31 protein-coding genes and 1 tRNA gene are annotated in these 26,350 nt (G+C 64.8%); 14 read left to right on the forward strand and 18 right to left on the reverse strand.

Annotated elements, in window-relative coordinates:
• The first annotated feature begins 56 nt into the window (after positions 1–56).
• Positions 57–209 (forward strand): hypothetical protein, encoded by a 153-nt coding sequence (locus EV663_RS15545; protein ID WP_165910105.1) that lies wholly within the window; start codon positions 57–59, stop codon positions 207–209.
• Between the two features lie 151 nt (positions 210–360).
• Here EV663_RS15545 and EV663_RS02060 read toward each other — a convergent pair whose 3' ends face one another.
• Entirely contained in the window at positions 361–1,968 is a 1,608-nt protein-coding gene (locus EV663_RS02060; protein ID WP_132950089.1) for a peptide chain release factor 3, read from the reverse strand.
• Positions 1,969–2,127: 159 nt separating this feature from the next.
• Here EV663_RS02060 and EV663_RS02065 point away from each other — a divergent pair, with 159 nt between their 5' ends.
• Positions 2,128–2,757 (forward strand): ParA family protein, encoded by a 630-nt coding sequence (locus EV663_RS02065; protein WP_132950090.1) that lies wholly within the window; start codon positions 2,128–2,130, stop codon positions 2,755–2,757.
• A gap of 20 nt (positions 2,758–2,777) precedes the next feature.
• On the opposite strand, the gene EV663_RS02070 is transcribed toward EV663_RS02065, so the two are convergent.
• On the reverse strand, positions 2,778–3,827 hold the full coding sequence (locus tag EV663_RS02070) for a Hint domain-containing protein (RefSeq protein WP_132950091.1): 1,050 nt from the start codon (positions 3,825–3,827) through the stop codon (positions 2,778–2,780).
• A 241-nt stretch (positions 3,828–4,068) separates the two neighbouring features.
• Here EV663_RS02070 and EV663_RS02075 point away from each other — a divergent pair, with 241 nt between their 5' ends.
• Positions 4,069–4,848, forward strand: a complete 780-nt coding sequence (locus EV663_RS02075; RefSeq protein ID WP_132950092.1) for an SDR family oxidoreductase — start codon at positions 4,069–4,071, stop codon at positions 4,846–4,848.
• Between the two features lie 86 nt (positions 4,849–4,934).
• Positions 4,935–6,029, forward strand: coding sequence for an ABC transporter ATP-binding protein (locus tag EV663_RS02080; RefSeq protein WP_243697849.1), 1,095 nt, complete (start codon positions 4,935–4,937; stop codon positions 6,027–6,029).
• Positions 6,030–6,113: 84 nt separating this feature from the next.
• On the opposite strand, the gene EV663_RS02085 is transcribed toward EV663_RS02080, so the two are convergent.
• Positions 6,114–6,494, reverse strand: a complete 381-nt coding sequence (locus EV663_RS02085; RefSeq protein WP_132950094.1) for a rhodanese-like domain-containing protein — start codon at positions 6,492–6,494, stop codon at positions 6,114–6,116.
• 214 nt (positions 6,495–6,708) lie between these two features.
• On the opposite strand from EV663_RS02085, the gene tatA reads away from it, so the two are divergent.
• The 4 genes from tatA to EV663_RS02105 are packed head-to-tail and all read left to right on the forward strand — an operon-like array spanning position 6,709 to position 9,133.
• Positions 6,709–6,921, forward strand: a complete 213-nt coding sequence (tatA, locus tag EV663_RS02090) for a twin-arginine translocase TatA/TatE family subunit (protein ID WP_132950095.1) — start codon at positions 6,709–6,711, stop codon at positions 6,919–6,921.
• Between the two features lie 33 nt (positions 6,922–6,954).
• Positions 6,955–7,410 (forward strand): Sec-independent protein translocase protein TatB, encoded by a 456-nt coding sequence (gene tatB / locus EV663_RS02095; protein ID WP_132950096.1) that lies wholly within the window; start codon positions 6,955–6,957, stop codon positions 7,408–7,410.
• Entirely contained in the window at positions 7,407–8,291 is an 885-nt protein-coding gene (gene tatC, locus EV663_RS02100) for a twin-arginine translocase subunit TatC (protein ID WP_132950097.1), read from the forward strand. Before tatB ends, tatC begins: the two co-directional genes overlap by 4 nt.
• Positions 8,288–9,133: an ATP-binding protein gene (locus tag EV663_RS02105; RefSeq protein ID WP_132950098.1), complete on the forward strand. Its 846-nt coding sequence runs from the start codon at positions 8,288–8,290 to the stop codon at positions 9,131–9,133. The genes tatC and EV663_RS02105 overlap by 4 nt, the downstream gene beginning before the upstream one ends.
• A 108-nt stretch (positions 9,134–9,241) precedes the next feature.
• On the opposite strand, the gene EV663_RS02110 is transcribed toward EV663_RS02105, so the two are convergent.
• From EV663_RS02110 to EV663_RS02145, 8 genes are all read right to left on the reverse strand, one after another.
• Positions 9,242–10,414, reverse strand: coding sequence for a peptidoglycan DD-metalloendopeptidase family protein (locus EV663_RS02110; protein ID WP_132950099.1), 1,173 nt, complete (start codon positions 10,412–10,414; stop codon positions 9,242–9,244).
• A gap of 47 nt (positions 10,415–10,461) precedes the next feature.
• A complete protein-coding gene (locus EV663_RS02115; RefSeq protein ID WP_132950100.1) occupies positions 10,462–11,106 on the reverse strand; it encodes a protein-L-isoaspartate(D-aspartate) O-methyltransferase in 645 nt (214 codons plus the stop codon).
• Positions 11,103–11,888, reverse strand: a complete 786-nt coding sequence (surE, locus tag EV663_RS02120; RefSeq protein ID WP_132950101.1) for a 5'/3'-nucleotidase SurE — start codon at positions 11,886–11,888, stop codon at positions 11,103–11,105. The genes EV663_RS02115 and surE overlap by 4 nt, the downstream gene beginning before the upstream one ends.
• 94 nt (positions 11,889–11,982) lie before the next feature.
• On the reverse strand, positions 11,983–12,654 hold the full coding sequence (locus EV663_RS02125; protein WP_425057102.1) for an SDR family NAD(P)-dependent oxidoreductase: 672 nt from the start codon (positions 12,652–12,654) through the stop codon (positions 11,983–11,985).
• Positions 12,655–12,811: 157 nt separating this feature from the next.
• The gene (gene purF / locus EV663_RS02130) at positions 12,812–14,278 is read right to left on the reverse strand and encodes an amidophosphoribosyltransferase (protein WP_132950103.1); all 1,467 of its coding nucleotides are present in this window, start codon (positions 14,276–14,278) and stop codon (positions 12,812–12,814) included.
• 94 nt (positions 14,279–14,372) lie between these two features.
• Positions 14,373–14,933, reverse strand: a complete 561-nt coding sequence (locus tag EV663_RS02135) for a CvpA family protein (RefSeq protein ID WP_132950104.1) — start codon at positions 14,931–14,933, stop codon at positions 14,373–14,375.
• Positions 14,934–14,952: 19 nt separating this feature from the next.
• A complete protein-coding gene (gene radA / locus EV663_RS02140; protein WP_132950105.1) occupies positions 14,953–16,320 on the reverse strand; it encodes a DNA repair protein RadA in 1,368 nt (455 codons plus the stop codon).
• 276 nt (positions 16,321–16,596) lie between these two features.
• Entirely contained in the window at positions 16,597–17,082 is a 486-nt protein-coding gene (locus tag EV663_RS02145; protein ID WP_165910106.1) for a protein tyrosine phosphatase family protein, read from the reverse strand.
• Positions 17,083–17,429: 347 nt separating this feature from the next.
• On the opposite strand from EV663_RS02145, the gene EV663_RS02150 reads away from it, so the two are divergent.
• The 4 genes from EV663_RS02150 to EV663_RS02165 all read left to right on the forward strand — a co-directional run bounded on the left by EV663_RS02150 (position 17,430) and on the right by EV663_RS02165 (position 20,484).
• Complete coding sequence (locus tag EV663_RS02150; RefSeq protein ID WP_132950107.1) at positions 17,430–17,747, forward strand: TraR/DksA family transcriptional regulator; 318 nt, start codon at positions 17,430–17,432, stop codon at positions 17,745–17,747.
• Between the two features lie 25 nt (positions 17,748–17,772).
• Positions 17,773–17,988: a hypothetical protein gene (locus EV663_RS02155; RefSeq protein ID WP_132950108.1), complete on the forward strand. Its 216-nt coding sequence runs from the start codon at positions 17,773–17,775 to the stop codon at positions 17,986–17,988.
• Positions 17,989–18,001: 13 nt separating this feature from the next.
• Positions 18,002–18,214, forward strand: coding sequence for a hypothetical protein (locus EV663_RS02160; RefSeq protein ID WP_132950109.1), 213 nt, complete (start codon positions 18,002–18,004; stop codon positions 18,212–18,214).
• Between the two features lie 131 nt (positions 18,215–18,345).
• Complete coding sequence (locus EV663_RS02165) at positions 18,346–20,484, forward strand: enoyl-CoA hydratase-related protein (RefSeq protein ID WP_132950110.1); 2,139 nt, start codon at positions 18,346–18,348, stop codon at positions 20,482–20,484.
• Here EV663_RS02165 and EV663_RS02170 read toward each other — a convergent pair.
• Positions 20,471–20,686, reverse strand: a complete 216-nt coding sequence (locus EV663_RS02170; protein WP_132950111.1) for a hypothetical protein — start codon at positions 20,684–20,686, stop codon at positions 20,471–20,473. The two genes, EV663_RS02165 and EV663_RS02170, sit on opposite strands and share 14 nt — an antisense overlap.
• Positions 20,687–20,854: 168 nt before the next feature.
• Between EV663_RS02170 and EV663_RS02175 the strand changes: the two genes are divergently transcribed.
• A complete protein-coding gene (locus tag EV663_RS02175) occupies positions 20,855–21,121 on the forward strand; it encodes a DUF2312 domain-containing protein (RefSeq protein WP_132950112.1) in 267 nt (88 codons plus the stop codon).
• A gap of 9 nt (positions 21,122–21,130) precedes the next feature.
• On the opposite strand, the gene EV663_RS02180 is transcribed toward EV663_RS02175, so the two are convergent.
• Positions 21,131–21,206: transfer RNA gene (locus EV663_RS02180), tRNA-Thr, on the reverse strand.
• A gap of 44 nt (positions 21,207–21,250) precedes the next feature.
• A complete protein-coding gene (locus EV663_RS02185) occupies positions 21,251–22,909 on the reverse strand; it encodes an ABC transporter permease (RefSeq protein ID WP_132950113.1) in 1,659 nt (552 codons plus the stop codon).
• 72 nt (positions 22,910–22,981) lie between these two features.
• Here EV663_RS02185 and EV663_RS02190 point away from each other — a divergent pair, with 72 nt between their 5' ends.
• Complete coding sequence (locus EV663_RS02190; RefSeq protein WP_243697850.1) at positions 22,982–23,878, forward strand: hypothetical protein; 897 nt, start codon at positions 22,982–22,984, stop codon at positions 23,876–23,878.
• A 12-nt stretch (positions 23,879–23,890) separates the two neighbouring features.
• Here the strand turns inward: EV663_RS02190 and EV663_RS02195 are convergent, their stop codons facing one another.
• Genes EV663_RS02195 through EV663_RS02210 form a run of 4 tightly spaced genes read right to left on the reverse strand, consistent with a single transcriptional unit; the run spans position 23,891 to position 26,283 of the window.
• A complete protein-coding gene (locus EV663_RS02195) occupies positions 23,891–24,937 on the reverse strand; it encodes a YeeE/YedE family protein (protein WP_132950114.1) in 1,047 nt (348 codons plus the stop codon).
• Between the two features lie 47 nt (positions 24,938–24,984).
• Positions 24,985–25,374, reverse strand: coding sequence for an ArsR/SmtB family transcription factor (locus EV663_RS02200; RefSeq protein ID WP_165910107.1), 390 nt, complete (start codon positions 25,372–25,374; stop codon positions 24,985–24,987).
• Positions 25,375–25,390: 16 nt separating this feature from the next.
• Positions 25,391–25,885, reverse strand: a complete 495-nt coding sequence (locus EV663_RS02205) for a GlcG/HbpS family heme-binding protein (protein ID WP_132950115.1) — start codon at positions 25,883–25,885, stop codon at positions 25,391–25,393.
• Positions 25,882–26,283 carry a thioredoxin domain-containing protein gene (locus tag EV663_RS02210; protein WP_132950116.1) on the reverse strand — a complete coding sequence of 134 codons (402 nt, stop codon included), beginning with the start codon at positions 26,281–26,283 and terminating at the stop codon, positions 25,882–25,884. The genes EV663_RS02205 and EV663_RS02210 overlap by 4 nt, the downstream gene beginning before the upstream one ends.
• Positions 26,284–26,350: the final 67 nt, after the last annotated feature.

Raw genomic sequence — 26,350 nt, forward strand, 5'->3', positions numbered from 1 at the left:
AACGGTATAGTTCAGATTTGCGGATGTCGGAATCCGCCGAACCAAGGGAGATGAAAATGACGGAACGCATGAGGATCTTGACGGGCCTTGCGCTGGCTCTTGGGCTTTCGACGCTGGTTGCGGCTTGCGCCGGGCAGCAGCTGGCGGAATGCGAGCCCGGCCTGGGTGAGATCAGCGAGATGGGATCGGTCACGCCGCCGGGCTGTTAGCAGAAAAGCCGCGCGAACGCGCCGCGCCCGCATTCAAGTTGCATCCGGCGGCTGCGGGCGCGCTGCACGTCGAGATTGTCTTTCATATCCCATTTTCCGCCCGCGGGAGGGCAGGGGAAACGCAGCGCAACAGGCGGATGCCGTCAGAGGGTTAGACCTGCATTTCCTTGGTTGCGCTCAGGCTCAGTTCGGGGTGGTCGCGCGCCACGCGGTCAATGTCCCATTGCAGGCGGGTCATGTAGACCACGTCGCCATCGTTGTCGGTGGCCATGTGTTGTTTGTTTTTCTGGGTAAAGGCATCGACCGCGGCCTTTTCGCCATGCACCCAGCGGGCAGAGGTGAATTGCGAGGGTTCGAACCGGACGGGCAGGCCGTATTCCAGCTCGATCCGGCTGGCCAGCACCTCGAATTGCAGCGCGCCCACCACGCCCACGATAAAGCCCGCGCCCATCATCGGCTTGAACACCTTGGCGGCACCCTCCTCGGCGAATTGCATCAGCGCCTTGTCCAGATGCTTGGCCTTCATCGGGTCGCCCGCGCGGCAGATCTTCAGCAATTCAGGCGCAAAGCTGGGGATGCCTGTGACGCGGATCGCCTCGCCCTCGGTGAGGGTGTCGCCAATGCGCAATTGCCCGTGGTTGGGGATGCCGATGATGTCGCCGGCCCAGGCCTCTTCGGCCAGTTCGCGGTCGGCGGCCAGGAACAGCACCGGGTTGGACACGGCCATCGGTTTTTTCGTGCGGACATGGGTCAGTTTCATCCCGCGCTTGAAATGCCCCGAGGCCAAGCGAACAAAGGCCACGCGGTCGCGGTGTTTCGGGTCCATGTTGGCCTGCACCTTGAACACGAAACCCGCGACCTTGTCCTCTTCGGGGGCGATCTGGCGCGGTTCGGCGGCCTGAACCTGCGGCTCTGGCGCATAGGCGCCGATGCCATCCATCAACTCCTTTACGCCGAAGGAATTGATCGCCGAGCCGAACCAGATCGGGGTCATGTGCCCCTCAAGTACAGATTGCGGATCGAGTGCGGGCAAGAGTTCGCGCGCCATCTCGACCTCTTCGATCAGTTTCTCGCGCAGGTCGTCGGGGACGTGCTGTGCCAGCCTGGGATCGTCCAGCCCCTCGATCCGGATGGATTCGGCGACGCGGTTGCGATCTGCGCGGTCCATCAGCTCCAGCCGGTTGTTGAGCATGTCGTAACAGCCCAGGAAATCGCGCCCCATCCCGATCGGCCAGCTTGCCGGGGTCACGTCGATGGCCAGCATCTCCTGGATCTCGTCGATGATTTCGAAAGTGTCGCGGCTTTCGCGGTCCATCTTGTTGCAGAAAGTCAGGATCGGAAGGTCGCGCAGCCGGCACACCTCGAAGAGCTTTTGCGTCTGGCTTTCCACGCCCTTGGCGCCGTCGATGACCATGATGGCCGCATCGACCGCGGTCAGCGTGCGATAGGTGTCCTCGGAAAAGTCGCTATGGCCGGGCGTGTCGACTAGGTTGAACCGGTATCGGCCGAAATCGAAAGACATCGCCGAGGCCGACACGGAAATGCCCCGGTCCTTTTCCATCTGCATGAAATCCGACCGTGTCCGCCGCGCCTCGCCCTTTGCACGCACCTGGCCCGCCATCTGGATCGCGCCGCCGTAAAGCAGGAACTTCTCGGTCAGCGTGGTCTTGCCCGCATCGGGATGCGAGATGATGGCAAAGGTACGCCGCCGGGCGATTTCCGGTGGCAATTGGGGGCGGTTCGGGGTGGCATCCAACATGGCCGGGGATATAGCGACGGGCGCGCAAAGGTGCAATCGTCGTTGCGCCACAACGGGCCTTGTGGCGCGATGGGATGGATCCCTTTATAGCTGTCGAGGACATCTTCAGGCCGGTATTACGGTTGCGACCCGCAATGCCGACACCAGTGAGGACACGCCATGGCAAGGACCGTGCTGATCGCCAACCGCAAGGGGGGGTGTGGAAAGACAACCATCGCCGTGACACTGGCCGCGGCGTTGGCTGACGGGGGGTGGAAAGTGGCCCTTGCCGACGCGGACCCGCAGAAATCGGCCTGGCGCTGGCTGAGACGCCGACCCGTCGATGCGGCCCGGATCGAGGCGCTGGACTGGACGTTACCGGGGGGCTTTGGCAAGACGTCCAAGGCGGTCGATTGGATCATCGTGGATGCGCCCGGCTCGCTTTACGAAGATGCCACGCGCGAACTGGTGGCCGAGGCGAAGGCGCTGGTCGTTCCGGTGCTGCCGTCGTTCTTCGATGCCGACGCGACGCGGCGCTTTCTCAAGGAAGTGGCCGAGATCAAACGTATCCGCAAGGGCAAGGTCGATGTCGAATTCGTTGCCAACCGCGTGCGCCCGCGCCGCCGCGACGAGGCCCGGCTTGCCGCGTTCGCCGAAAAGATAGGCCAGAGGCCCATCGCAGAGCTGGCTGAACGCGTGGCCTATGCCGATCTCGCCGAGGTTGGGCTGACGATCTTTGATCGGCCGCAAAAGCTCTATGCGCCGATGCGGGCGCAATGGACGCCACTCTTGTCGGCGCTGCTCGGCTGAGGGGACAAGGGCGACGGGAGTCAGGCCCGCCGGGGTGCCCGATGCAACGCCTCGGGGCCGCGCAGGCGCAACAGCGCGACATCGGCTTCGCTGCCGTAATGGGGGCGCTGGGTCATCTGGGGAAAGCGGTGGCTGACCTCCTTTGCCAGGTCGTCAGGCAGTCTGCCCAGCATCGCCTCATTCACCAGCAGACTCTCGGTCGGGACGCCCTCGGCATAGATGATCTCGTGATTGTCGAATACAAGGTTAAAGTAATCGACAAAGCCTCCTCTGCGGATGAACACCCTGTCATCCTCGACAAGGTGCAGTGCCTTGAGCAGAACCTCGGGTGTTCTGGCCAGGCGCTCAGCGCCGCGCCGGTAGAGAAACACCCTCTGATGCTGACTGACGATCAGATCCGCATCATTGCCCAGCGTGCCCTTGGAAATGACCACCGGGGCACATGACCCCACCGCCCTCACTGTTCGCTGACCCACCCAGCGCAACGGTTGTGGACCATGGTCGCGTGTCAGCACCCGGTCGCCGGGGCGCAGATCCTCGACCGCGCGGGGCGCGCCACCGGCCAGCGCGATCATCGTGCCGCGGGTGAAGGCAACCGCGGTGATATCGGCCAGCCGGACCGGACCCGGTTCGGTTTCGACCCGGATCAGCGCATAGCTCACCTTTGGTTCGATCGGGTCCAGCGGCAGAAAGACGGGGCGGTCCCGCTCGCCCTCCACCGAGATCAGAAGGATGGCCACCTGCGCGCCATCCGCCCCCATGAAGGTCAGCCGCCCCTCAAGCGTCAGGGTCGCACCGGGACGGCCATATTCTGTGCCTGCCGCAACGCTTGGGGCGATAGGGCCTGCCCCCAGGAATTCGCCGCAGCGCCCGCCCGTATCGCGAATCGCCAGGTGCAACGCCTCGGCGCCGGGACGCAGCGTGTAGATATCGCCGGGGCACAAGTCGTCCAGACACCCCAGCCCGTCACCCAGGTTGGCGCCGGAGACCACCGCCAGGTCGGTCGCGGGGAAGACATGGCACCCGTAACTGGCCGTGTCGGGACATTCATCGGGGGAAGCAACGGTCATGGCAACTGTCTCTCACGCTGGTGCGAAAGGACGATCAACCCCCGTCTCCGACCTTCGCAGCTATGATCACAAGCCTACGCCCGGCCGTGCCATCGGTCAATCATGGTCGCGGGGCGTTTGGTAAACGATCGGCCTCGATTGTCGCCCGTTGCAGAACGGCACGGCACTTCGTGCGGGACTTTCCGTTCCCGCGCAGGGCTGTTAACCGTCGTCCGGGAAATCGCGAACAGGGAGGGACATCATGGATCTCGGGATCAGGGGAAAGCGTGCGCTTGTCTGCGCGTCCTCCAGGGGGCTTGGGCGCGGCTGTGCCGAGGCATTGGCAGAGGCCGGGGTTGACCTGGTGATGAATGCCCGCGGCGCCGACATGTTGGAGGCGGCCGCCGCGGCAATTCGTGAGGCTCATGGCGTGCGTGTCACCGCCGTTGCCGCCGATATCACCGCCCCCTCGGGCCGGGCCGAGGTTCTGGCGGCGGCCGGCGATATCGACATCCTCGTGACGAATGCGGGCGGGCCGCCGCCGGGCCTTTGGTCGGACTGGGACCGTGACGATTTCATCGAGGCGTTGGATGCCAACATGCTGACGCCGATCGCACTGATGAAGGCCGCCCTGCCCGGGATGATCGCGCGTGGCTGGGGACGGGTGATCAATATCACCAGCCAATCCGTCAAGGCACCGATCGCCGTGCTGGGGCTGTCGAACTCGGCGCGGGCAGGGCTGACGGGCTATGTCGCGGGCACCGCGCGGCAGGTCGCCCCCCATGGCGTGACGATCAACAACCTTCTTCCTGGCATCCATGCGACCGACCGCGCCGATGCGCTGGACAGGGGCGTCGTCGAGGCCGAGGGTATCTCCCTTGACGAGGCGCGCGCCCGCCGCGCGGCCACCATCCCCGCCCGGCGCTACGGCACCGCGCGGGAATTCGGCGCGATGTGCGCATTCCTGTGCTCGCAGCATGCGGGCTTCGTCGTGGGGCAGAACATCCTGCTCGATGGCGGCGCGGTGAACGCGACCCTCTGAGGGGGATGCTTGCAGCGGGGCAGGTGCGTTGCTATGTCACGCCAATACCCGATTGTTTTGATCGGACTCCACGCGCGAGGCCGCCCTTGACCACACCCCGGCTGGAAATCCGCAACATCTCTCGCATTTTCGAGGGGCGCCGGGTGGTGGACGATGTTTCACTGTCGGTGCTGCCCGGACAGGTTACCTGCCTGCTGGGGCCATCGGGCTGTGGCAAGTCCACCACGCTTCGAATCATTGCCGGCGTCGACATGCAGGATGCTGGCGAAATTCATATCGATGGCAGGCTGGTCTGCGACACGCTCTATCGGGTGCCGCCCGAACGGCGCTCGGTCGGGCTCATGTTCCAGGATTTCGCGCTGTTTCCGCATCTGACGGTGGCGCAGAACGTGGCCTTTGGCCTGTCCGGGTCCAAGCTGGCCAAGCGCACACGGGTCGAGGAATTGCTGCATCGTGTGGATCTCGTGCGCCATATCGACGATTATCCGCACCAGTTGTCGGGCGGCGAACAACAGCGTGTTGCCTTGGCGCGCGCGCTGGCGCCGCGCCCCAAGATCATGCTGATGGATGAACCCTTTTCCGGGCTCGACAACCGCCTGCGCGACGAGATCCGGGATGAGACGCTAGGCGTACTAAAGGACGAGGGCGCAGCCGTCTTGCTGGTGACGCATGAACCCGACGAGGCAATGCGCATGGCCGATGAGATCGCGCTGATGCGCGCGGGCCGAATCGTTCAGCAGGGCGCGCCCTACAATGTCTACAACGCACCAGTGGACCGGGACGCTGCGGCGTTTTTCAGCGATATCAACGTGATTCGGGGTAAGGTTCAGAATTTTTTGACCGACACGCCCTTTGGCCGCTTCCTGACGCCTGCAATGCCTGACGGTTCCGAGGTCGACATCATCATTCGCCCCCAGCACGTCAAGATAGACCTCGACCGAAACGGGCGCGGTCCGCATCCCACCCCCGAGGACGGGGTGCCCGCCCGCGCCGTGGTCGAGCGTGCCCGCTTCATGGGCGCCGAAAGCTTGGTCGAGTTCCGCATGGATCACGACGGTTCTGTACTCAAGGCCACGGTTCCCGCGGTCTTCCTGCCCAGGTCCGGCACACCGATGTGGCTAATGATCCGCCGCGATCGCTGTTTCGTCTTTCCCGCATCGGGACAAGAACGCCGGGGTTAGGGCGCCGCGGTTGCCCGGCATGTCGGCCTTACCTTCTTCTTGGCGAAAATACCCCTGCTTGCCGGCGCCCGCCCGGGCGCGCGATCAGGCGTTATGAACCTCGATCGGCCCGCCCGTTGCCATGTCGGTGCCGATATAAGGCTTATGTGCCGTTTTCCATGCTGCAAATCCCCCCTGAAGATGTGCCGCGCGCCCATGGCCCGCCGCCAGGTAGGCCTCTGCCACCTTGCGCGAACGCACCCCCGATCCGCAATGGAACACGATCCGCTTGTCGCCCTCCTCGGGCAGGAACCCGGTTTCGAATCCGGCCAGCGGGAACAGCAACGCACCATGAATATACTCGAACATGTACTCCTGTGGCGTGCGCACGTCGATCAGGACCACTTTGCCGGCCTTCATCCCCTGTTGCAGGTCGTCGCTGTCCCAATGTTCCAGCACCTTGCCGTCGATATCCTCGGTATGCATGGGACTTTCCTTCCTTGCCCGATACTCGTTTCATTCGTGACGAGTTTGGGTGAAAGCGGCATGACACCGCAAGGGGGCGCATGGCGGGTGGTATCGGCAAATTATCGCCCCCTGGCGGTTGAATGGGGCTTTGATCTGCCCTCAAGACCCAATAGATGTTTCAGTCAGACCACGCAGCCGGCCCACCTGCGAACCGGCCCCAAGGGAGAAGACCATGCTGAACAATATCGGCCTTCCCGGCCTCCTGCTCATCGCCGTCGTCGTTCTTGTGCTTTTCGGGCGCGGCAAGATTTCCTCGCTGATGGGCGAGGTCGGCAAGGGGATCACCGCCTTCAAGAAGGGCGTGAAGGAAGAAACCGAGGAGGCCACCAAAAGCCTCGAAACCGCGCGCGACGTGACGCCCGAGGAAGAAAAGGACAAGGTGTAATCGCCTTGACCAGGTCTCGGGGGCGCATCGTACATGTTTGATCTCGGTTGGACCGAACTTCTGCTGATCGGCATCGTGGCGCTGATCGTGGTGGGCCCCAAGGACCTGCCCGGCATGTTCCGCACGCTCGGCCGCTTCACCGCCAAGGCCCGCAACATGGCGCGCGAGTTTCAGCGTGCCATGGACGATGCGGCCGACCAGGCAGGCATGAAGGACACCGTGAACGAGCTGCGCGATGTGGCCAACCCGCGCAAGATGGGGCTCGATGCGCTCAAAGATGCCGCTGACAGCTTCGAGAAATGGGATCCTTCGCGCGGGCGGGATGCGACAGGCGAAGGTGCCAGTCCGGCCACGGCAGAAATGACCGAGGAACGCGCCGCCCAGGCCGAGGCCCTGCGCCGGGCGGTCGAGGAAAAGGCGGCTCAGCGCCGCGCCGAGGCCGCGGGCCGGGCCACGCCCTCCGCGCCCGAACCCAAGAGCGACGCATGACGCGCGACGAAATCGACGACAGCACCGCCCCCCTGATCGAACATCTGGCCGAGTTGCGTACCCGGCTGATCTACTCGGTGGCTGCCTTCGTGGCGGCCATGGTGATATGTTTCACGGTCTGGAACCCTATCTTCAACTTCCTGACAAACCCGATTTGCGGTGCGCTGGCCGAGCGAGGACAGGATTGCGGTCTCTACCTGATCAAGCTGCAAGAGGGTTTCTTCGTCGCGATCCAGATATCGCTGGTGGGTGGCCTCGCCTTGGCCTTTCCTTTCATTGCCTACCAGATGTGGCGTTTCGTGGCGCCGGGGCTCTACCGCTCCGAGAAAGGCGCCTTCCTGCCATTCCTGCTCGCCTCGCCGTTCATGTTCTTCTTGGGCGCGGCTTTTGCCTTTTACGTGGTTACCCCGCTGGCATTCAACTTCTTCCTCGGCTTTCAGCAGGTCGGCGCCATCGCGGCCGAGGGGGCCGAGACCTCCAGTCGGACCGCGGGCATCACCTTCCACGGCTCCGTACAGGAATACCTGTCGCTCACCATCAAGTTCGTCGTTGCCTTCGGGCTCTGCTTCCAGTTGCCCGTGCTTCTGACCTTGATGGGAAAGGCCGGGCTCGTCTCGGCAAAGGGGCTGGCAGAGATGCGAAAATATGCCGTGGTGGGCATCCTGCTGCTGGCCGCGTTGGTGACGCCGCCCGACGTCATCACTCAAGTCATTCTCTTCACGGTGGTCTACGGTCTTTACGAAATCTCCATCCTCCTGGTGCGGCGGGTGGAACGTAAACGAGAGGCCGCGTTGCGCGAACAGGGCCTCTGGTTCGATGAGACCGAACAAGACGATCCCTTGATGCGAGAATTCGACAAGAATGAGGAACAGCGGCCGTGAGCGCAGGGTCAAAGGCGCTCAGGCGTATCGCCGAGGCGCTCGAACGGATACAGCCCGCCCCGGCCGATGCCCCTGATTTCGAGGGCGCCGATGCCTTCGTCTGGCATGTCGCACCAGATCGGCTGGCCCCGGTGCCGCGGGTGAACCGCGTCGACCTGGGGCTTTTGCACGGCATCGACCGCGCCCGTGACACGCTGCTGGAAAACACCCGCCATTTCGCCCGCGGCTTGCCAGCCAACAACGCGCTTTTGTGGGGCGCGCGCGGCATGGGCAAGTCGAGCCTTGTCAAGGCGATCCACGCCGCGATCGTGGCCGAAGGGCACGCGCTCAAGATCGTCGAGGTCCAGCGCGAGGACCTGCCCTCGATTGGCCGCCTGCTGACCCTGCTCCGCGCCGCGCCGCAGCGTTTCGTGCTGTTCTGCGACGACCTGTCGTTTTCCCATGACGACCAGCACTACAAGTCGCTCAAGGCCGTGCTGGACGGCGGGATAGAGGGCCGGCCCGAGAACGTGGTGTTCTACGCCACGTCCAACCGGCGTCACCTGATGCCGCGCGACATGATCGAGAACGAGCGGGGCTCTGCGATCAACCCCTCCGAGGCGGTCGAGGAAAAGGTCTCGCTCAGCGACCGGTTCGGCCTCTGGCTCGGCTTTCATCCTTGTAGCCAGGATGACTATCTCGCGATGATCGAGGGCTATTGCGCAGCCTGGGGCATCATCATCGACAAGGCCAGCCTGCGTGCCGAGGCGATCGAGTGGCAGGCCACACGCGGCGCCCGCTCAGGCCGCGTTGCGTGGCAATTCTTCACCGATCTTGCAGCGCGCCGCGGCGTGCAGCTCTGAACGCGGCCCGTTCTTCTTCTTGGCCGAAATACCCAACCTGGCGCGGTACGCGCCCCTCGAAAAATCCGGATCAGGCTTTTTCGTCCCTAGATGGTTCCCCTTGTCCCCTCAGGGGGTAAGGTAGGGCATTGGGTCGACGCTTTCGAACCCCTTGCGCAGCTCGAAATGCAGGAATGGCGGATCGCCTGCGCGCAGACCCGCGACTCTCTGGCCGCGCGTGACGCGCTGGCCCTTCTCCACTGCAATATTGTCGATATTGGCATAGACCGACAGCATGTTGTCATCATGGCGCAGCACCAGGATGGGTACCTGCTCGGTGTCGCGGGTAATCGCGGCCACGGTGCCGTCGGCGGCCGCGACCACCGGGCTGCCGGCGCTGCCTGAAATGTCTATGCCGTCATTCTTGCCCTTCTGGTAGCCCCGGATGATGCTGCCGGAAACCGGCATGGCAAAGCGCGACTTGGCGGTGCCCTCGTCGGCCATCTTGGGCGAAGGCGGGGTCGGGGCGGGTTTTGCAGTCTCTTCCTTGGGCAATGGCTTTGCCGCACTTGGCGGGGCAGGGGCGGCGGTGCCCTGGCCGGGGGCAGAGGCGGCGACCGGCCTGGGCACCGCGACGGCCTCGCGCGCGGGGACCGGGATCAGCAGGTATTGCCCCTCGCGCACGCTCAATTCTGGGCCAAGTCCGTTCCAGTCGGCCAGCGCGCGCACGGTGACGTTGTAAAGCCGGGCGATGGAATAGGCTGTCTCGCCGCGTTCGACCTTGTGGCGCACAGGCTCTGTGCCCATGGTGGTATCCGGCGTGGCGCGCGCCGGGGCGGCCGCAGGTTCTGCCCGTTCGATCGCATCACCTGCCAGCCGCGCGATGTCGATCTCGCCTGCGGGCCTGATCGGTCCTGTTGTTTCGACGCCCGTGGCCGGCGAAGGTTCGGAAACGCGGCGGGGAAGGGCTATGATTTCGCCCGGGCGCAGCCGGGCATCCTCGGGCAGACCGTTGTAGCGCGCGAGTTCCGCAGGCGGCAGGCCGACCCGCGCGGCAACGTTGCCCACCGTATCGCCGGATCGCGCGACCGCGACCTGGTAATTCGGGTAGGAAATCACGCCCCGATTGTCCGGCGTTGGCCGCGGGGCGGTCTCGACGCGTGTCGCAGCGGGCCCCGCATCATGGTCAAGATTGCGGAAATCGTAGTCCCATCCACTTTCGCAGCCCGCCAAGAGGCTCAGCGAAACTCCCAGTGCCAGGGTGCGGGCGGGCAGTCGAAGGCTTGGATGCGGGGTTGGCATGGCTCGATACCTCATCGCTCTGGGGGCGGTTTGGCGGCCCCTCGGGTTCATTCCTGTCCGAGTCCCTCGACCAAGGGCACAAAGCGCACCTGGCGCAACTCCTCGTAGTCGAACCCGCTTTCGGTTCGGGTAACCTTGATCAGGCTTTGCACGGCGTCCGACTGCCCGACGGGCACGACCATGATACCGCCTGCGCGCAATTGCGCCAAGAGCGGCCCGGGCGGATCTTCGGCCGCCGCTGTCACCAGGATGCGATCGAAAGGAGCCTGGTCCGGCAAGCCGTGCGATCCGTCGACTGCGATCGCGGTCACGTTGGTAAGGGCCAGCGCCTCGAACCGTTTCTGCGCCTCCGCGACCAGGCGCCGGTGACGTTCCACGGTATAGACCCTGCGCGACAGTCGGCTCAGGATCGCGGCCTGGTAGCCCGATCCGGTGCCGATTTCCAGAACCTTGTCGCGGGGCTGGGGGGCCAGCGCCTGGGTCATGATGCCGACCACCGAGGGTTGGCTGATGGTCTGTCCGCACGCGATGGGCAGCGGCATGTCCTCGTAGGCGCGCGGCGCGAAATGCCCGGTGACAAAAGCGCCCCGGTCGATCTCTTCCATGGCGTGCAGCACGCGGTTGTCCGTCACCCCCTTCGAACGCAGGGCAAAGAGGAATTGCATCTTCCGTTCGGCGGCGGTGTCGGTCATTCCAGCCTCGCCTTCAATTCGTCCAGTCGATCATGGGCGGTCAGGTCCGCCCGCATCGGCGTCACCGCGATATAGCCGTCGAGATTCAGCGCCGCGTCAGTTCCTGGCGCGGTGGGGATGTTCTGCGCGCCGCCCTTGATCCACAGGAATTTGCGCCCCGAGGGCGAGCGGTGCGGTTCGACCCCGAAACTTGCATCGCGACGGTATCCCTGCGCCCCGACGCGCAATCCCTTGACCTTGTCGGCGGGCAGGGGGGGGAAATTGACGTTGTAAAAGAGGCGGTAATCGGCGCTGTCCCAATGGCCCCGTTCCAGCAGGGTGCGCACCGTTGCCGCCCCATGGGCGCGGGCGGCCTCGAATTGCAGCGGTTCGTCGAAATTCAGCGGGCCCAGGTATTGCGACAGCGCGATCGCGGGCAGTCCTTGCAGGGCAGCCTCCATCGCGCCGCCGATGGTCCCGGAATACAGCGTGTTCTCGGCGGCGTTGTTGCCCCGGTTCACGCCCGAAAGCACGAGATCGGGTTTCGTATCCGTCATCACGTCATAAAGCCCGGCCAGGACGCAATCGGCGGGCGAGCCCTCGGTGGCAAAGCGGCGCGGGCCCAGTTCCGCGATCATCATCGGATGGGTATAGGAAATCTTGTGTGCCACGCCCGATTGTTCAAAGGCAGGGGCGACGACCCAGATTTCGCCGTCCTCGCCCGCAACCTCTGCCGCGATAGCCTCGAGCACCTTCAGACCCGGTGCGTTGATCCCGTCATCATTGGTGATGAGAATGCGCATGTTGACCTGCCGCCCCCCGCTGTTTGCCCCTCAATAGTGGAGCACCGGCAAGGCGTAAAGCGTATCGGCGCAGGCACGGGGGAAAGCGGACGGATCAGGCCGGAAACAGGCTATCCAGCATGCGTTTGGCCTCGTCCGCGGGGTGTGCGAGCGTTTCGGTCTTTTCGCCCGGATAAAGCCGATTGCGATGCGCGGTGGGCATCGGCGCGGGGACAAAGCACTGAACGTGAACATCCTGCAGGCGCGCCTGTTCGGCCTGCCAGGCCTCGAACAGCGTGCGCTGCGCCGCCTTGCAGGCGGAATAACCCCCCAGGAACGGCCCGGTCATGGTGTCATCGACAAGGATCGCATGCCCGCCACCCTCGGCCGCGCGCAACAGCGGCGCAACGAAGTTGATCAGCACACCCGTCGCGTGAACATTTACAGACACTGCCTTGTCCCAGAAGGACAGATCGAACTGTTCAGTCGGGCTGAAAGGGGCGGTCTGGATCGCGCTATGCACCCACAGATCGACCTTGCCCCACCGGTCAAAAATACCCCGGCATAGCTGACGCATTGCGTCGGTCTCGGCAATGTCCATCGGGGCGAGCGTGGTATTGCCGCCGGCCGCACGGATACGGTCGTCCAGCTCTTCCAGGCCGCCTTGGGTGCGGGCGACGGCCACGACATGATATCCGCGGCGGGCGAGTTCCTCGGCCACGGCGGCACCAAATCCGCGCGAGGCCCCGGTGACAAGGGCGATTTTCTGATCGGTCATGAGCCGCATTTGCGCCTAATCACGGGCGAGGTCAAGGCCTCGCGCAGAGATCAGATTGATGCAGGCCGGTCGCCGTGCATGGTGATCATCGCAATAGGCCTGCGAATGGGCGTTCTGCCACCCCGCCGCACCCGTGCCGACGCCTGAACCGGGGCGGCAGGCCGCGCTATTCGGCGGCCTTGGTCCGGAAACCCTTGTCGATCATGTCGCTGGGCGCCACCGGGTATTCCCCCGAAAAGCAGGCATCGCAATATTGCGGGCAGGCCGCGTTTCGCCCCTCGCTTGCGCCGACCGCGCGGTACAGCCCTTCGAGCGAGATGAATTTCAGGCTGTCCACGCCCAGATGCGCGCGCATCTCATCCTCGTTCATGCGGCTGGCGAGCAGCTTTTCGCGCTCTGGCGTGTCCACGCCGTAGAAACAGGGCCACGCGGTTGGCGGGCTGGCGATGCGGAAATGCACCTCGCGTGCGCCCGCATCCAGGATCATTTCCTTGATCTTGCGGCTGGTCGTTCCGCGCACCACCGAGTCGTCGACCAGGATAACCCGCTTGCCTGCGATCAGTGCGCGGTTGACGTTCAGTTTCAGCCGCACGCCCATGTTGCGGATCTGTTCTGTCGGCTCGATGAAGGTGCGGCCCATATACTGGTTACGAATGATCCCCATGCCATAGGGAATGCCGCTTTCGTGGGAAAAGCCGATTGCCGCAGGCGTGCCGCTATCGGGCACCGGACAGACCAGATCGGCCTCAACCGGCGCTTCTCGGGCCAGTTCCACGCCGATCTGACGGCGGGTTTCATAGACCGATCGACCGCCCAGGATGGAATCGGGGCGCGAAAAATAGACATGCTCGAAAATGCAGAACCGTGGCGAAGCCGGCCGGAAAGGCCGAAAGCTTTCGACACCGCCATCGGCCGAGATCACCACCATCTCGCCGGGATCGACATCGCGCACGAATTCCGCTCCGATGATGTCCAGCGCGCAGGTTTCCGAACTCAGGACCCATCCCTCGCCCACGCGGCCCAGCACCAGCGGGCGCACGCCCAGGGGATCGCGCACGCCGATCAGTTTCGTCCGGGTCATGGCCACCACCGAGAACGCCCCCTCGACCCGGCGCAGGGCGTCCTTCATCCGCTCCGGGATCGTCTTCTGGAAGGATCGCGCCATCAGGTGAATGATGCATTCGCTGTCGGAGGAGCTTTGGAAGATCGAGCCGTGCTCGATCAGTTCGCGCCGCAGTGCCAGCGCGTTGGTGATGTTGCCGTTATGCGCAAGCGCCGCGCCGCCCATCGAGAACTCGCCGAAAAACGGCTGCACGTCGCGGATCGCGGTCTGTCCCTTTGAACCGGCGGTCGAATAGCGCACATGCCCAATGGCCAGTTGGCCGGGCAAGGTTTCCATCAGGCTGGCCTTGGTGAAATTGTCTCGCACATAGCCGAATCGGCGAACCGACTGGAACCCGGTCACGGGATCATGGCTGACGATGCCGCCAGCCTCTTGGCCGCGATGCTGCAAGGCATGCAGCCCCAGCGCCACGAAATTGGCAGCATCCGCGACGCCGATCACGCCGTAGACGCCGCATTCCTCGCGCAGCTTGTCGTCGTCAAAGGGGTGGGCGAGGGGCAACTGGGGCATCGGCCAGGGCTCCGAATCCGTTTGGGCGGGGTCGGCCCCTCTCTAGTGGCTCGCGGCGGCAGTGTCACGAAAGGATCATGAAATGGCGCGCGCCTCAGCGCGGCGCGTCGCAATAGCCTACCAGCTCGTCGTATTGCGATGTCAGCCAGCCCAACGCCTGATCGGGATCCTGCGCCGCGATCCTGTCGGTCAGCCGGCCGAAAACGGCCGCCGATTGCGATCCATCGATCATCGCAATGTCCTGGCCTGTGACGACCGTGGCGTAGACGAAGAAGGCCAGCGCCACCAGCACGATCCCCCGCAGCACACCGAAAAGAAAACCAAGCCCCTGGTCGATCCGGCCCAGGATGGAACTCTGGATCATCGAGGACAATAACGGCGTAAAGATCGAAACGACCACCAGTGCAAGGGCAAAGACCGCGGCAAAGGCGGCGATGATCGACAATTCGCACGACTCCCCGAGAAAGTCGCCGACCACCGGAACCTCGCGCATCAGCGGCTCGGCCTGGGCGGCGAACATGAAGCCGACGGCCGCGGCGATGATCCAGCCCGCGATCGCCATCGCTTCGCGTACGAAGCCCCGCGAATAGGCAAGAAGACCCGAAACCACGATTATGGCGGCTACGATTCCGTCGATGGCTGTAAATGCGTCCATGTCCACGCCCCCCCGCAGTCTAACCCGCGCCGAACATCTCTCCGACAAAGGCGGTCAAATCGGCGATCTGCCGGACCTTCATGCCCGCCGGCGCGCCCGGCTTGCTGCGCGCGGGTACGATCGCCGTCGAAAAACCAAGTTTCCGCGCCTCTTTCAACCGGTTTTCCGCCTGACCCACGGGTCTGAGTGCCCCCGACAGCGAAATTTCTCCGAAAAGCACGCAATCGGGCGGGAGCGCGGCATCTTCGCGCGCGCTCAGCAGCGCGGCGGCCACGGCCAGGTCGGCGGCCGGTTCGCTGATCTTGAGGCCGCCCGCAACGTTGAGAAAGACATCGAGCCCGGCAAAGGGGATGCCGCAGCGCGCCTCGAGCACCGCCAGGGTGGTCGCCAGGCGCCCCGAATCCAGGCCAACAACCGTGCGACGCGGCGTGCCCAGAGGCGAGGGCGCAACCAGTGCCTGGATCTCGGTCAGCACGGGCCGGGTGCCCTCTATCCCGGCAAAGACCGCCGCACCCGGCGCGGGCTGACCGCGTTCGGACAGGAACAGGGCAGAGGGGTTGGCGACCTCTGACAGTCCTTTCCCCGTCATCTCGAATACCCCGATCTCGTCGGCGGGGCCAAAGCGGTTCTTGACGGCGCGCAGGATGCGGAACTGGTGCCCGCGCTCGCCTTCGAAATAAAGAACGGTATCAACCATGTGCTCGACCACACGCGGCCCCGCGATCTGGCCTTCCTTGGTGACATGTCCGACCAGTATCACCGCCGATCCGCGGCGCTTGGCAAAGGTGGTCAACTCGTGCGCGGCGGCACGGACCTGGCTGACCGAACCTGGGGCGCTGTCGACCATGTCGGCCCACATGGTCTGGATGGAATCGATGATCACCAGGTCGGGGCGCTCTGACTCCAGCGTGGTCAGGATGTCGCGCAGGTTGGTCTCGGTGGCCAGTTTCACCGGGGCCTCTGTCAGGCCCAGCCGACGTGCCCGCATCCGTACCTGCGCACTGGCCTCTTCTCCGGATATATACACGCATTTCAAACCGTTATTGGCGAAACTCGCGGTGGCCTGCAACAACAGCGTGGACTTGCCGATCCCGGGATCCCCGCCCACCAGAATGGCGGATGCCGGCACCAGCCCGCCACCCAGCACACGGTCGAATTCGGCCAGGCCAGAGGCCGCGCGGGATGGCTCGGGCTCTATCGTCGCGAGATCTGCCAGGGGAACCGCACGGCCGCGCGCCGCCCCCAATGTCCTGGACGAGGGGCCCGCGGAAAGGGGTGCCTCCTCGTGGATGCTGTTCCATGCGCCGCACGCCTCGCAGCGGCCGGCCCATTTCTTGTGGCTGGCGCCGCAGGCGGCGCAGGTGAACTGTGGTGCGGATCTGGCCATGCCCCTTGTTGCCCGAGCCGCGTGCGGGGATCAAGCCGGGTCAGGGGGCGCTGCCCCCCGCGCCCCCTTCGGGTGCGCGCCCCCCGGGATATTTTGCCAAAGCAGGAACGGGCTGGCGCGAAAACGCCCCGATCCCGGGGGCTTGTGCCATGGGATCGGGGCGTCCTGCTTTGGACGGTCATCGGCGTCCCCGCCTGTACCGTGGCGCCATCATGCACCCGGAAGGTTCTGCTTTGGTTAAAATATCCGCGCCGCAGGCAGCCCGCCCCCGGCGGGCTATCCGGTCTCGTCGCGGGCCGCCAACGCCGCGATCTGGTTGCGCAGTCCCGGCATGCGCAGCCCTGCCTGTGCCAGGGTTGCCATGATCTCGTCGGTGGGCATGCGCCCGGCGCTGGCGAAGGCCCAGATTACCGATGCGCGCACGCCTGCGGCGCAATAGGCGAAATGGGGGCCAGGCAGCGTGGTCAGCGCATCGACCTGGGCGGCCAGGATATCGTCGGTGATGGGGCCGTGTGGCACGAAGACGGTTGCAAAATGCAGCCCCGCAGCGCGGGCAGCGGCGGCCATGTCGGCAGCGCGTTCGCCGGGGGGGACTTCCTCGTCGGGGCGGTTGCAGATCACCGTGCGAAAACCCGCCGCGGCGAGGTTGGCCAGGTCATCGGCGGACGGTTGCGGCGCCGCTGCATAGTTGGCCGTGAGGCGGGCCATGGGGGGCAGGGAGGGCGCGGACTTATCGGGGTTGGTGGTGGTGTCGGCGGGCATGAAACATCCTTGCTGGCGAGATGAAGGCGGGCGTCGCGTTCGCCGCGCCGTGGCGCGGTTATTGTCGCCGAGGGTTCGAACGGTTGCGCGGCCTTCGACGGCATGCCGCATCTTTTGTCCCGGCCGCGGCGGTGGTGGCTGTGTTGCAGCGTCTGCCCGTGCCGACCGGGATTGTTGGCGAAAAGGGATCTGTTGGTGATGACATGACGTTCGCGCCCTGTGACCTCGCGTACATATGCGAAAAACAATATACGTTGCAATAGCAACAAGTGCGCCGCTTGACGTGGGTCAAGGCAGGCGGGGCGCACCCGGTGCAAGTCTTTTCCAAAGTCGGACGGAGTATGGAAATGTTGTCTTTGGTGGAACGAAAGCAACAGCTTTTGAAGCGGTTGTCCGAACTCGACCGGCGCCTGCACGGGATCGAGGACGAACTCGATGCGCACCAGTCAAAGGATTGGAACGAGCTGGCTGTCGAGCGCGAGGAGGATGAGGTGCTCGAGGGGATCGGCAGTTCGGGGCTTGCAGAGGTGCAGCAGATACGTGCCGCGCTGGCGCGAATCGAGGATGGGAGTTACGGTTTTTGCGTGCGCTGCGGCGATGAGATTTCGCAGGACCGTCTCGACATCCTGCCCGCCACGCCATTTTGCCGCAATTGCGCGGGCTGAGTCTTGCTTTAATGGAATGCGCGCCATGATCGATTCGAACCGATCCTCTTTTTCGATGCGTTCCGGCCGGGCGGCAGCCAGTGACGGCCGCGCGGAAATCCGCGCGCGCATCGAGGCGTTGCTGAGCAACGGATCGGTGGCCGCCCAGGTCAATCGGGGATTGACCCGCAAGCGCGGGGGGCGCAGCCCCTGGGCCGATACGCCCACTAGGGCATTGCGCGGGCCCGCCCGTGACAGCTAGACAGGAGCAGAACATGGCCTTTGAACAGCTCAAGGCGGGGATCGCGTTGATCCTTGAAGAGATCGAGAAACGGCCCGGGGACCGGCATGTCCTCCAGGAAGAGTTGCGCGCCAAGATTGCCGAGTTTCGGGCCTTGGGCTTGTCGGTGCCCGAGGATATCGTTCGGCTCGAAGAGCAGCTTGGCAAGGACGACTCGGACGATCTTTACGACAACATGCCCGTCTGATTCCTCGACATCACTTACCAATCCCCCTGAAACCTTGCCTTTTCGGTATGCCTGACGCCTAATGCGCCGCAGGGTGCCCGGTTGCGTCTCATGTCTGGCCGGCGCGCGCGTGATGAGCGGGGAGGCCGGGCATGTCGCAGTTCGTAAAGTTGGAAGAGCCCCGCGCAGGTATCGTGCGGCTGGTTATGGCCCGCCCGCCCGCCAATCTTCTGGTTGCGCCGATGCGCCGGGAACTTGATGCCTGCCTGGCCGCGGTACTGGCCCGGTCTGACCTGCGTGGGATCCTGCTGGCGGGCACTGGGGGCTCTTTCTCGATGGGGTTGAACCCCGCGCAGGCCGAAAAGCCCGGCGAGGGGCCGGGGTTGGCCGAGCTATGTGCCCGGATCGACGGGGCCAACGTCCCGGTGGTTGCCGAGTTGCAAGGCATGGTGATGGGAGGCGGCGCAGAGCTGGCGATCGCGGCGCATTACCGGGTGGCTTTGCACGACGTGCTGATCGGGTTGCCGGATGTGATGATGGGCCTGCCACCCCAGGCGGGAACGACCCAGCGCCTGCCGCGCGTCGTGGGGGCCGAGGCTGCGCTGCACCTGATGCTTACGGGGCAGTCATTGTCTGCCCCCAAGGCGCAGCGGGCAGGTTTGCTGGATGCCGTCGTGACAGCAGATTTACCCGGCGCGGGCCTGCGTCTTGTCGGGGAATTGATTGACGCCGGGGTGGGGCCGCGCCCGGCCTCCGATATGCCGGTGCCGGATTTTTCCGTTCTCGGCGCGGCGGTCGCGCGCCGGCGTGCGTCCTTGCAGGCAAATAGCCCTGTTTTGGCCCCGGCGCGCATTGTCGATTGCGTCGAGGCGGTGGCGCTGTTGCCTTATCAGGCGGGCCTTGCCTTCGAGGCCGCGGCGGTCGAGGAATGCCTTGGTACGCAGGCCGCCGATGCCATGCGCCACGCCTTCCTGGCCGAGCGGCGCGCGCAGAAACAGGCAAATGACTGGATGGTGCGCGCGCGAAAGGTGAGCCGTGTCGGCATCTGGGGCACGGGAACGGCTGCGGCCGGGCTGGCGGCGGGGATGTTGGCCGCGGGCTCTACGGTGCGCATGGCCGCGCGCGACGCGGGCATGCTCGAGCAAGGCGTTGCGGCGGTTGATGGCCTTTTCGAGGCCGCTCTCGGGGCGCGGCGGATTGACAAGGGCGGTCGAGAGGCGTTCTGGGCGCGGTTCTCGGGTGGGACCGGGATCAGCGCGCTGGGCGATTGCGAACTGGTGTTCGAGGCGGGCACCGGCCCCTGGGCGGCGCGCGCGCGCGATCTTGCCTCGCTGGGGGCGGCCTTGCCGCGGGGGGCGATCCTGGCGGCCACGGGGCCGCTGGCCTCGGGGCCTGCGCTGGTGCGCGCCGCGCGTCGCCCGGCCGAGACATTGTGGCTGCACATGCCCGAGCTGGTGGCCGACGGTCGTCTCGCGGAACTGGTGATCACGCCGGCAACTGCGCCCGACACGGTTGCCGCCGTGGCTGCACTGGCCCGCAGGATGAACAGGCTGCCCTTGCCGGCACAGGATGAAAGCCCGCTCTTGGGCGTTCTCGTCGGCGCATTGGAGGCCGCCGATACGCTGGTCGAGGAGGGTGCCTCGCCTTATGCGGTGGATGCGGCATTGCGCGCTTGGGGGTTTTCGGCAGGTCCGTTCCAACTGGCCGACCGGTTGGGGCTTGAGACGGTTCTTGCTCTGCGCGCGCGCTTGGCCGATGGCGGGGACCCGGTCCGACGACCGATCCTGTTGCCGGGGCAACTGGTGGCCGAGGGCCGTCCGGGCCGTACGGGGGGACGGGGCTATTACCTTTATCCCGGCAGCGCGCCTGGCGGGCAGCCTGATCCGGCCGTCACGGCGATCATTGCCTCTGCACGCGAGGTGCTGGGCCTGAGCCCGCGCGCGATCGACGCGCAGGAAATCTGTCTCAAGGTGTTGGCGGGGATGGCACAGGCGGGGGCACGGCTTTTGCGTCGCGGTGTGGTTCGGCGGGCGGACGATATCGATCTGGTCATGGTGCTGGGCGCGGGAATCGTGCGCTGGCGCGGCGGACCGATGCACGCGGCCGATGCCGGGGGGCTCCTGGTACTGCGCCGGGCGCTGTTGCAGATGGCTGAACGTCCGGGCCGACACGAGATGTGGACGCCCGATCCCCTGATACGCGACCTTATCAAGACAGGCCGGCATTTTTCAGATGTCAGGAGCGGGGTTGCCGGAACGGGCATCCTGCCCGATCGACTCAGCCCAGCATGATGCCGATCACCACCATCATGAGCCCAAGTGCCGAAAGACCCAGCGCCGCCATGTTCTCGGCCACGATGCGTTGCAGGCGCGCGCGCAGCTCGTCATCGGGCAGGTTCGCGCGCCGCGCGGCCAGCATCCGCAGGATGCAGCGGACCAGCCATGCCAGCCCGGTGATCGACACCGCCGCCCCGGCCCAGACCAAGATTTCCATGGTGCTCTCCCTCTCTGGCTGTGTTGCCGCCTAGTCGATCCTGGCCATTTGCGCAAGGCCGGGACTTGCGGCCGGGCGGGGGCTTGGATAGGTCTGACCGGCCCCGGCGGCGCCGTTTCGGCCTGCGACCGGGACAAGGTCCGAAAGAGGCAGGACAGGAGGGACGAGATGCAGGACGAAGACAACTACCAGCCCGATTCCTACAAGGTCAGCGCGGCCGAACTGCGCCAGTTCATCGAGCGGATCGAGCGTTTGGAGCAGGAAAAGAAGGACATCGCCGAGCAGATCAAGGAGGTCTACGCCGAGGCCAAGGGCCGGGGCTATGACACCAAGGCGATGCGCTCGGTCATCTCGCTGCGCAAGCGCGACAAGGACGATATCGCCGAGCAGGAAGCAGTGATCGCGATGTACAAGGAAGCGCTTGGCATGACCTGAGCCGCGCGTTGGTGCCCCCAGAGAGACTCGAACTCCCGACCCTCTGATTACAAATCAGATGCTCTACCAGCTGAGCTATAGGGGCGACGCGCCTCATCTAGCCTCGCAAAACGGGCCGCGCAAGGCCCGTTAGCGGTTGGTGCGAGCCAATAACGCCACTGCGGCCAGTCCTACCGCGCTGACCAACAGGGCGGCCGGGGCTGCGTCACCGAGGTTTTCCAGGCTTGCCTTGTCGTAAACCCGCGTGGCCAGGGTGTTGAAATTGAACGGCCGTAACAGCAGCGTGGCAGGCAATTCTTTCACGCAATCGACAAAAACCAGCAAAAGCGCTGTGCCAACAGAGGACCGGATCAGCGGCAGGTATATCTCTGCCAGGGTGCCACGCGCGGTCCGGCCCAGCGAGCGTGCCGCCATCGGCAGGCTGGGAGCGATCCGCCCCATCGCCGCATCCGCGGCCCCCTGTGCTATGGCGAAAAACCTTACACCGTAGGCATAGATGATCGCAAAGGCCGAGCCGGTCAGGGTCAGGCCGATGGTGATGCCGAACATTCGTTCGGCGCTGTCGGCCAGAGCGTTATCGAGGGCCGCCATCGGGATCAGCAATCCCACGCCCAGAACGGCCCCTGGCGCCGCGTAACCGATAGTCGTGACCGGCAGGAGCAGCCGGGGCAGGCTCTTGCCCGTAAGCCGTACCGCATAGACAAGGAACAGACCGGCCGCCACGGTGCCCAGCGCCGCGATCCCGCCGACCATCAAGGTATTGCCAAGTGCGCGCAGCAGGCCGGGCGCGGCCCATCCCTCGGGATTGCCCAGCGCATAGGCAGAGATCACCCCCACCGGCAGAACGAAGCCCACTGCCACCGGCAATGCGCAGGCCAGCGTCGCCGCCCAGGCCCGCGCACCGGTCAACCGGATCGGGATGAGCGGGCGGTGGTGGCGACCCAGATTGTGAAAGCGCAGGTTGCGGCGGCTGACCTTTTCCAGCGCCACCAGTACCAGGATCAGGATCAGGATGACGGTGGCGATCTGTGCTGCACCCCCGGCATTGCCGCTTTCCAGCCAGACGCTGAAGATGCCCGCGGTCAGGGTTTGCACGGCGAAATATTCCACCACGCCGAAATCGTTGACGGTTTCCATCATGACAATGGCCGCACCTGCCGCGATGGCAGGACGTGCCAGCGGCAGCCCGACCCGCCAGAACAACGCGAACGGGCCGCTGCCGAGGGCGCGGGCGACCTCGTAGGAACAGCCCGATTGTTCTCGGAACGCGGCGCGCGACAACAGGTAGACATAGGGATAAAGCGCTGCGGCCAGCACCACGATGGCTGCTCCCCTTGAGCGGATCTCGGGAAACCAGTAATCGCGGGCGCTTTGCCAACCGAATACCGCCCTCAGTCCGGTCTGCACCGGTCCTGCGTACTCCATGAAATCGACCAGCGCATAGGCCCCCACATAAGCCGGGATCGCAAGCGGAAGCAAAAGCAGCCATTCAAGCCACCTGGCCAGGGGAAAACGATACATCGAGATCAGCCATGCCGCCCCGGTGCCCATCGCCGCCGCCAGAAGCGCCACACCTCCCATCAGGATCGCGGTATTGGACAGGTAACGGGGCAGGGTGGTCGCGATCAGGTGCGGCCAGATGTTCTCTTCCGGGGTCAGGGCAAGCCAGAGCACCGACAGGATCGGCATCAGCACCAGTGCCGCGATCAACACCGCGCCCACCGACCACGGGTCGAGGCGCGGGCGCCGGCGCGGAATGGTTTTTACTTGAGTGAAATAATCGATCATCGGTCCCCGCTTACCGGAAAGCGCTTTTCCTGTCCAGAATGGCTGGTATAACCGGCCCTTGCGGGGCTCGCGATGGCAAGAGAGGTTGCGACGATGGAGATGGTTTATCACATCGGGGCGCATTGCACGGACGAAGACCGGCTCCTGAAATGTCTTCTCAAGAATCAGGGGTCCTTGTCACGCGAGGGAATCGTGGTGCCCGCGCCCAGCCGTTACCGCCCTGTCTTGCGTGAGATGCTGGTGTCTCTGCGGGGCAGGGCCGCCACCGAAGAACAACAACAGATCGTGTTGGACGCGGTCATGGACGAGGATGACGCGCGTCGGTTGGTCTTTTCCAACGAGTCCTTTATCTGCATGCCGCAAAAGGTTCTCGAACAGCACATGCTGTATCCCATGGCCGGCGAGAAATCGAACTGGCTGTCCCAGCTTTTTCCGAATGATCCGTGCGTCTTCTTCCTGGGGGTACGCAATCCCGCGACCTTTATCCCGGCACTGTTCCAGCGCAGCAACGAGGCCGATTTCACGGCCTTCATCGCCGGCGTGGACCCGCGCCGCCTGTTGTGGTCGGACACGGTGCGCCGCATCCGCAATGCCAATCCCGATGCGGAACTGGTGGTGTGGTGCAACGAGGACACGCCGCTGATCTGGACCGAGTTGCTACAGGTGCTGTCGGGTTGTCAGGAGGGGACCGAACTGCGCGGCAGTCTTGATTTTCTCGCCACGCTGATGAGCGATGCGGGGCTAAAGCGGATGCGGGCCTATCTTGAAAGCAACCCGCCGGTGAACGCGGTGCAGCGGCGCAAGGTGATTGCCGCCTTTCTTGACAAATACGCCATCCCCGAGGCCGTCGAGGAAGAACTGGACCTGCCAGGCTGGACCCCGGAACTGGTCGATGAGATGACGGAACGCTACGAAGAAGACCTCTACGAGATCGAGGACATGCAGGGCGTGCGATTCATCGCCCCGTGAGGGGGGTGCGTTTCAATCCGGCTGGAATCCGGCGATCAGGCGACGCAATCCGATCATCGCGCCGCCCGCGATCGCGGCAAGCGTGACCGGGGCGGAATAGGCCAGCGTCGAAAAGGCCGTGACCCCTTGTCCGACAGAGCAACCCAACGCGACGACGCCCCCAACTCCCATCAGCGCCGCGCCGCCCACCTGGCGGCCCAGTTCGCGCGGGTCCTCGCAGGCCTCCCAGCGGAAAGTGCCCTTGCGCAACGAACCGATCCAGGCTCCCAGCAGAACCCCCAGCACCGATCCCACGGAAAACGACAGCCCGCCCGCCGAAGAGGTCATCAGCCACATGAGTGTGCGCCCAAGAGGGGCTGTGAACGTGTGGCCCTCGACATCGACTGCCCCGAGGCTGGCCGCGTTGAGGGCGCTCATTCCCCACAGCGCCGCGGCAATCGCCAGCCCGACCGCGATGCCCCAGCCCAACAGCCGCCGTTCGGCGCGTAGGGGCGCGTGGGCAAGCCCCCACAAGACGAATGCCGCCGCGATTGCCAGCGCAGCGATCAGCACCGGCAGGCCAAGCACGGCCTCTACCAGGTGCGCGAAGCCTTGCATCTGATCGGAGGGAATTTGCGGAAAGGCCCAATCGCGTAACGGTGAAAGGGGGCCCGACAGCGTGATGAATCCGAAGATCGATATCACCACCACGATTACCAGCGACCGCAGATCGCCCCCCCCGAAGCGGGCCAGCGCGCCGAAACCGCAATTGCCCGCCAGCGCCATGCCATAGCCGAACAGCGCCCCGCCGAGGATGCTTGCCAGCGGGTTCCAGGCGAGCCCGTGATAGGGCGTCTTGATCAGGTCTATCTGGCCAAACGCCGCCAGCAGGTAGGTCGCTGCGATTCCGGTGCCCAGGATGATCCCCCACATCCGCAGCCGCCGCTGATCTGCGCCGTAAACGGCGGTTTCGATTGCGCCCAACGTACAGAAATCGCCCAGCCGCGCGGCCAGCCCCAGCACGGTGCCGGTGACAAGGCCAATCAGCGCAGCCCATGCGCCAACCGGAATTACGTCCATCTTTCCTCCCCCCCCCCGGCCGGGGCGCACTGGCACGCCCCGGTCCGTCATTCGGCCTTGCCGCTCGCCGCGGGCGGCGGGTTCTGGGCATTGCAGAACATGTCGTACATCAGGTCAAGCATCCGGCGTGCCCGTTCGTCGGCCAAGGAGTAATAGATCGCCTTGCCTTCGCGCCGGTGCGACACCAGCCCCTCCAGCCGAAGGCGCGCCAGTTGCTGGCTGACCGCGGCCTGCCGCGAGGAAAGAAGCGTCTCAAGTTCCGTCACCGTCTTTTCGCCGGTGGACAGATGGCACAGGATCATCAGCCGCCCTTCGTGCGACAGCGCCTTTAGAAAGCCCGAGGCCGTCTCGGCGTGGTTCACCATGTCCTCGGCCGGAACCCCGTGATCGAGGTCGGGGGCGCCGGTGCGCGCGGGGTGTGCCTGCTCTGATGCCATCTGCCGGTTCCGGACCCTATAGGCCCATATCCTCGTCGATCGCCGCGATACCGGCGCGTGCGCAGATATCATCGAGTTCGGGGCTGGGCGCGCCCGAGACGCCGATGCCGCCCACCAGCGCGCCTGCATGTTCGATCTGCACCCCGCCACCCAGTGCCAGCGGCTGACTGAGGTCTCGGATGCCAGAGAACATGGTGCCCGGTGCGGTCAGATCGCCAAGTGCCATCGTGTCTGTGCGGAAACTCGCCGCGGTCCATGCCTTGCGCCGCGCCGTTTCCTCGACATGGGCGCCGGCATAGCGGTCGCGCACGAAAGCCTGCATGGTGCCGAAACGATCCACGACCGCCACGCCCACCTGGTAGCCCTCTGACCGGCAATGGGTCATGGCGGCCATCGCCGCCTTGGCCGCCAGTTCGGGTTTCAGCGCCTTGAACTCGACAAAGGCATCCTGTGCGCTTGCCGTTGTTGCCGCAAGCACCAGCGCCGCGGCCAATCCCGGTGTCTTGATCATTTCCCCAGTCCTCCCTCTTGATCCAGATATCGCGCCCATTCAGGCTGTTGCTTCAGCATCTTGCCGATCAAGCCCCAAAAGAAATCCTCTCCCGGATATCCCTCCAGGCGATCGACCTCGACGCCGTCACGCAACAGCACGAAGGTCGGTGTGAATTGCGGCGGGCTTTTCAGATCGATGCCAGCGGGTAGTGTTTCGCGCAGTTGGAACTTGCGCAACGGGGCCACCGCGCCTTCGGTCGTCTTGGGGTAGATTGGCCCGATCTGGTTATCCCACATGATGCAATAGGCACAGCCCGATTGTTCGAACATGGCCAATGAAAGATCGGCCCTTGCGCTGTCGGCAGAGGCCGCCAGCGCCCCGCCCACGCAAAGCAATGCCGCAAATACTCGTTTCATTGGAGGCTGTCCCGTTACATAGAAAAAACGTAATTTGTTTTTGCATCCACGGCAAGGGAGGGCCTAG

The organism is Rhodovulum bhavnagarense (assembly GCF_004343505.1).
In the GTDB taxonomy this organism is placed as follows: Bacteria; Pseudomonadota; Alphaproteobacteria; order Rhodobacterales; family Rhodobacteraceae; genus Rhodovulum; species Rhodovulum bhavnagarense.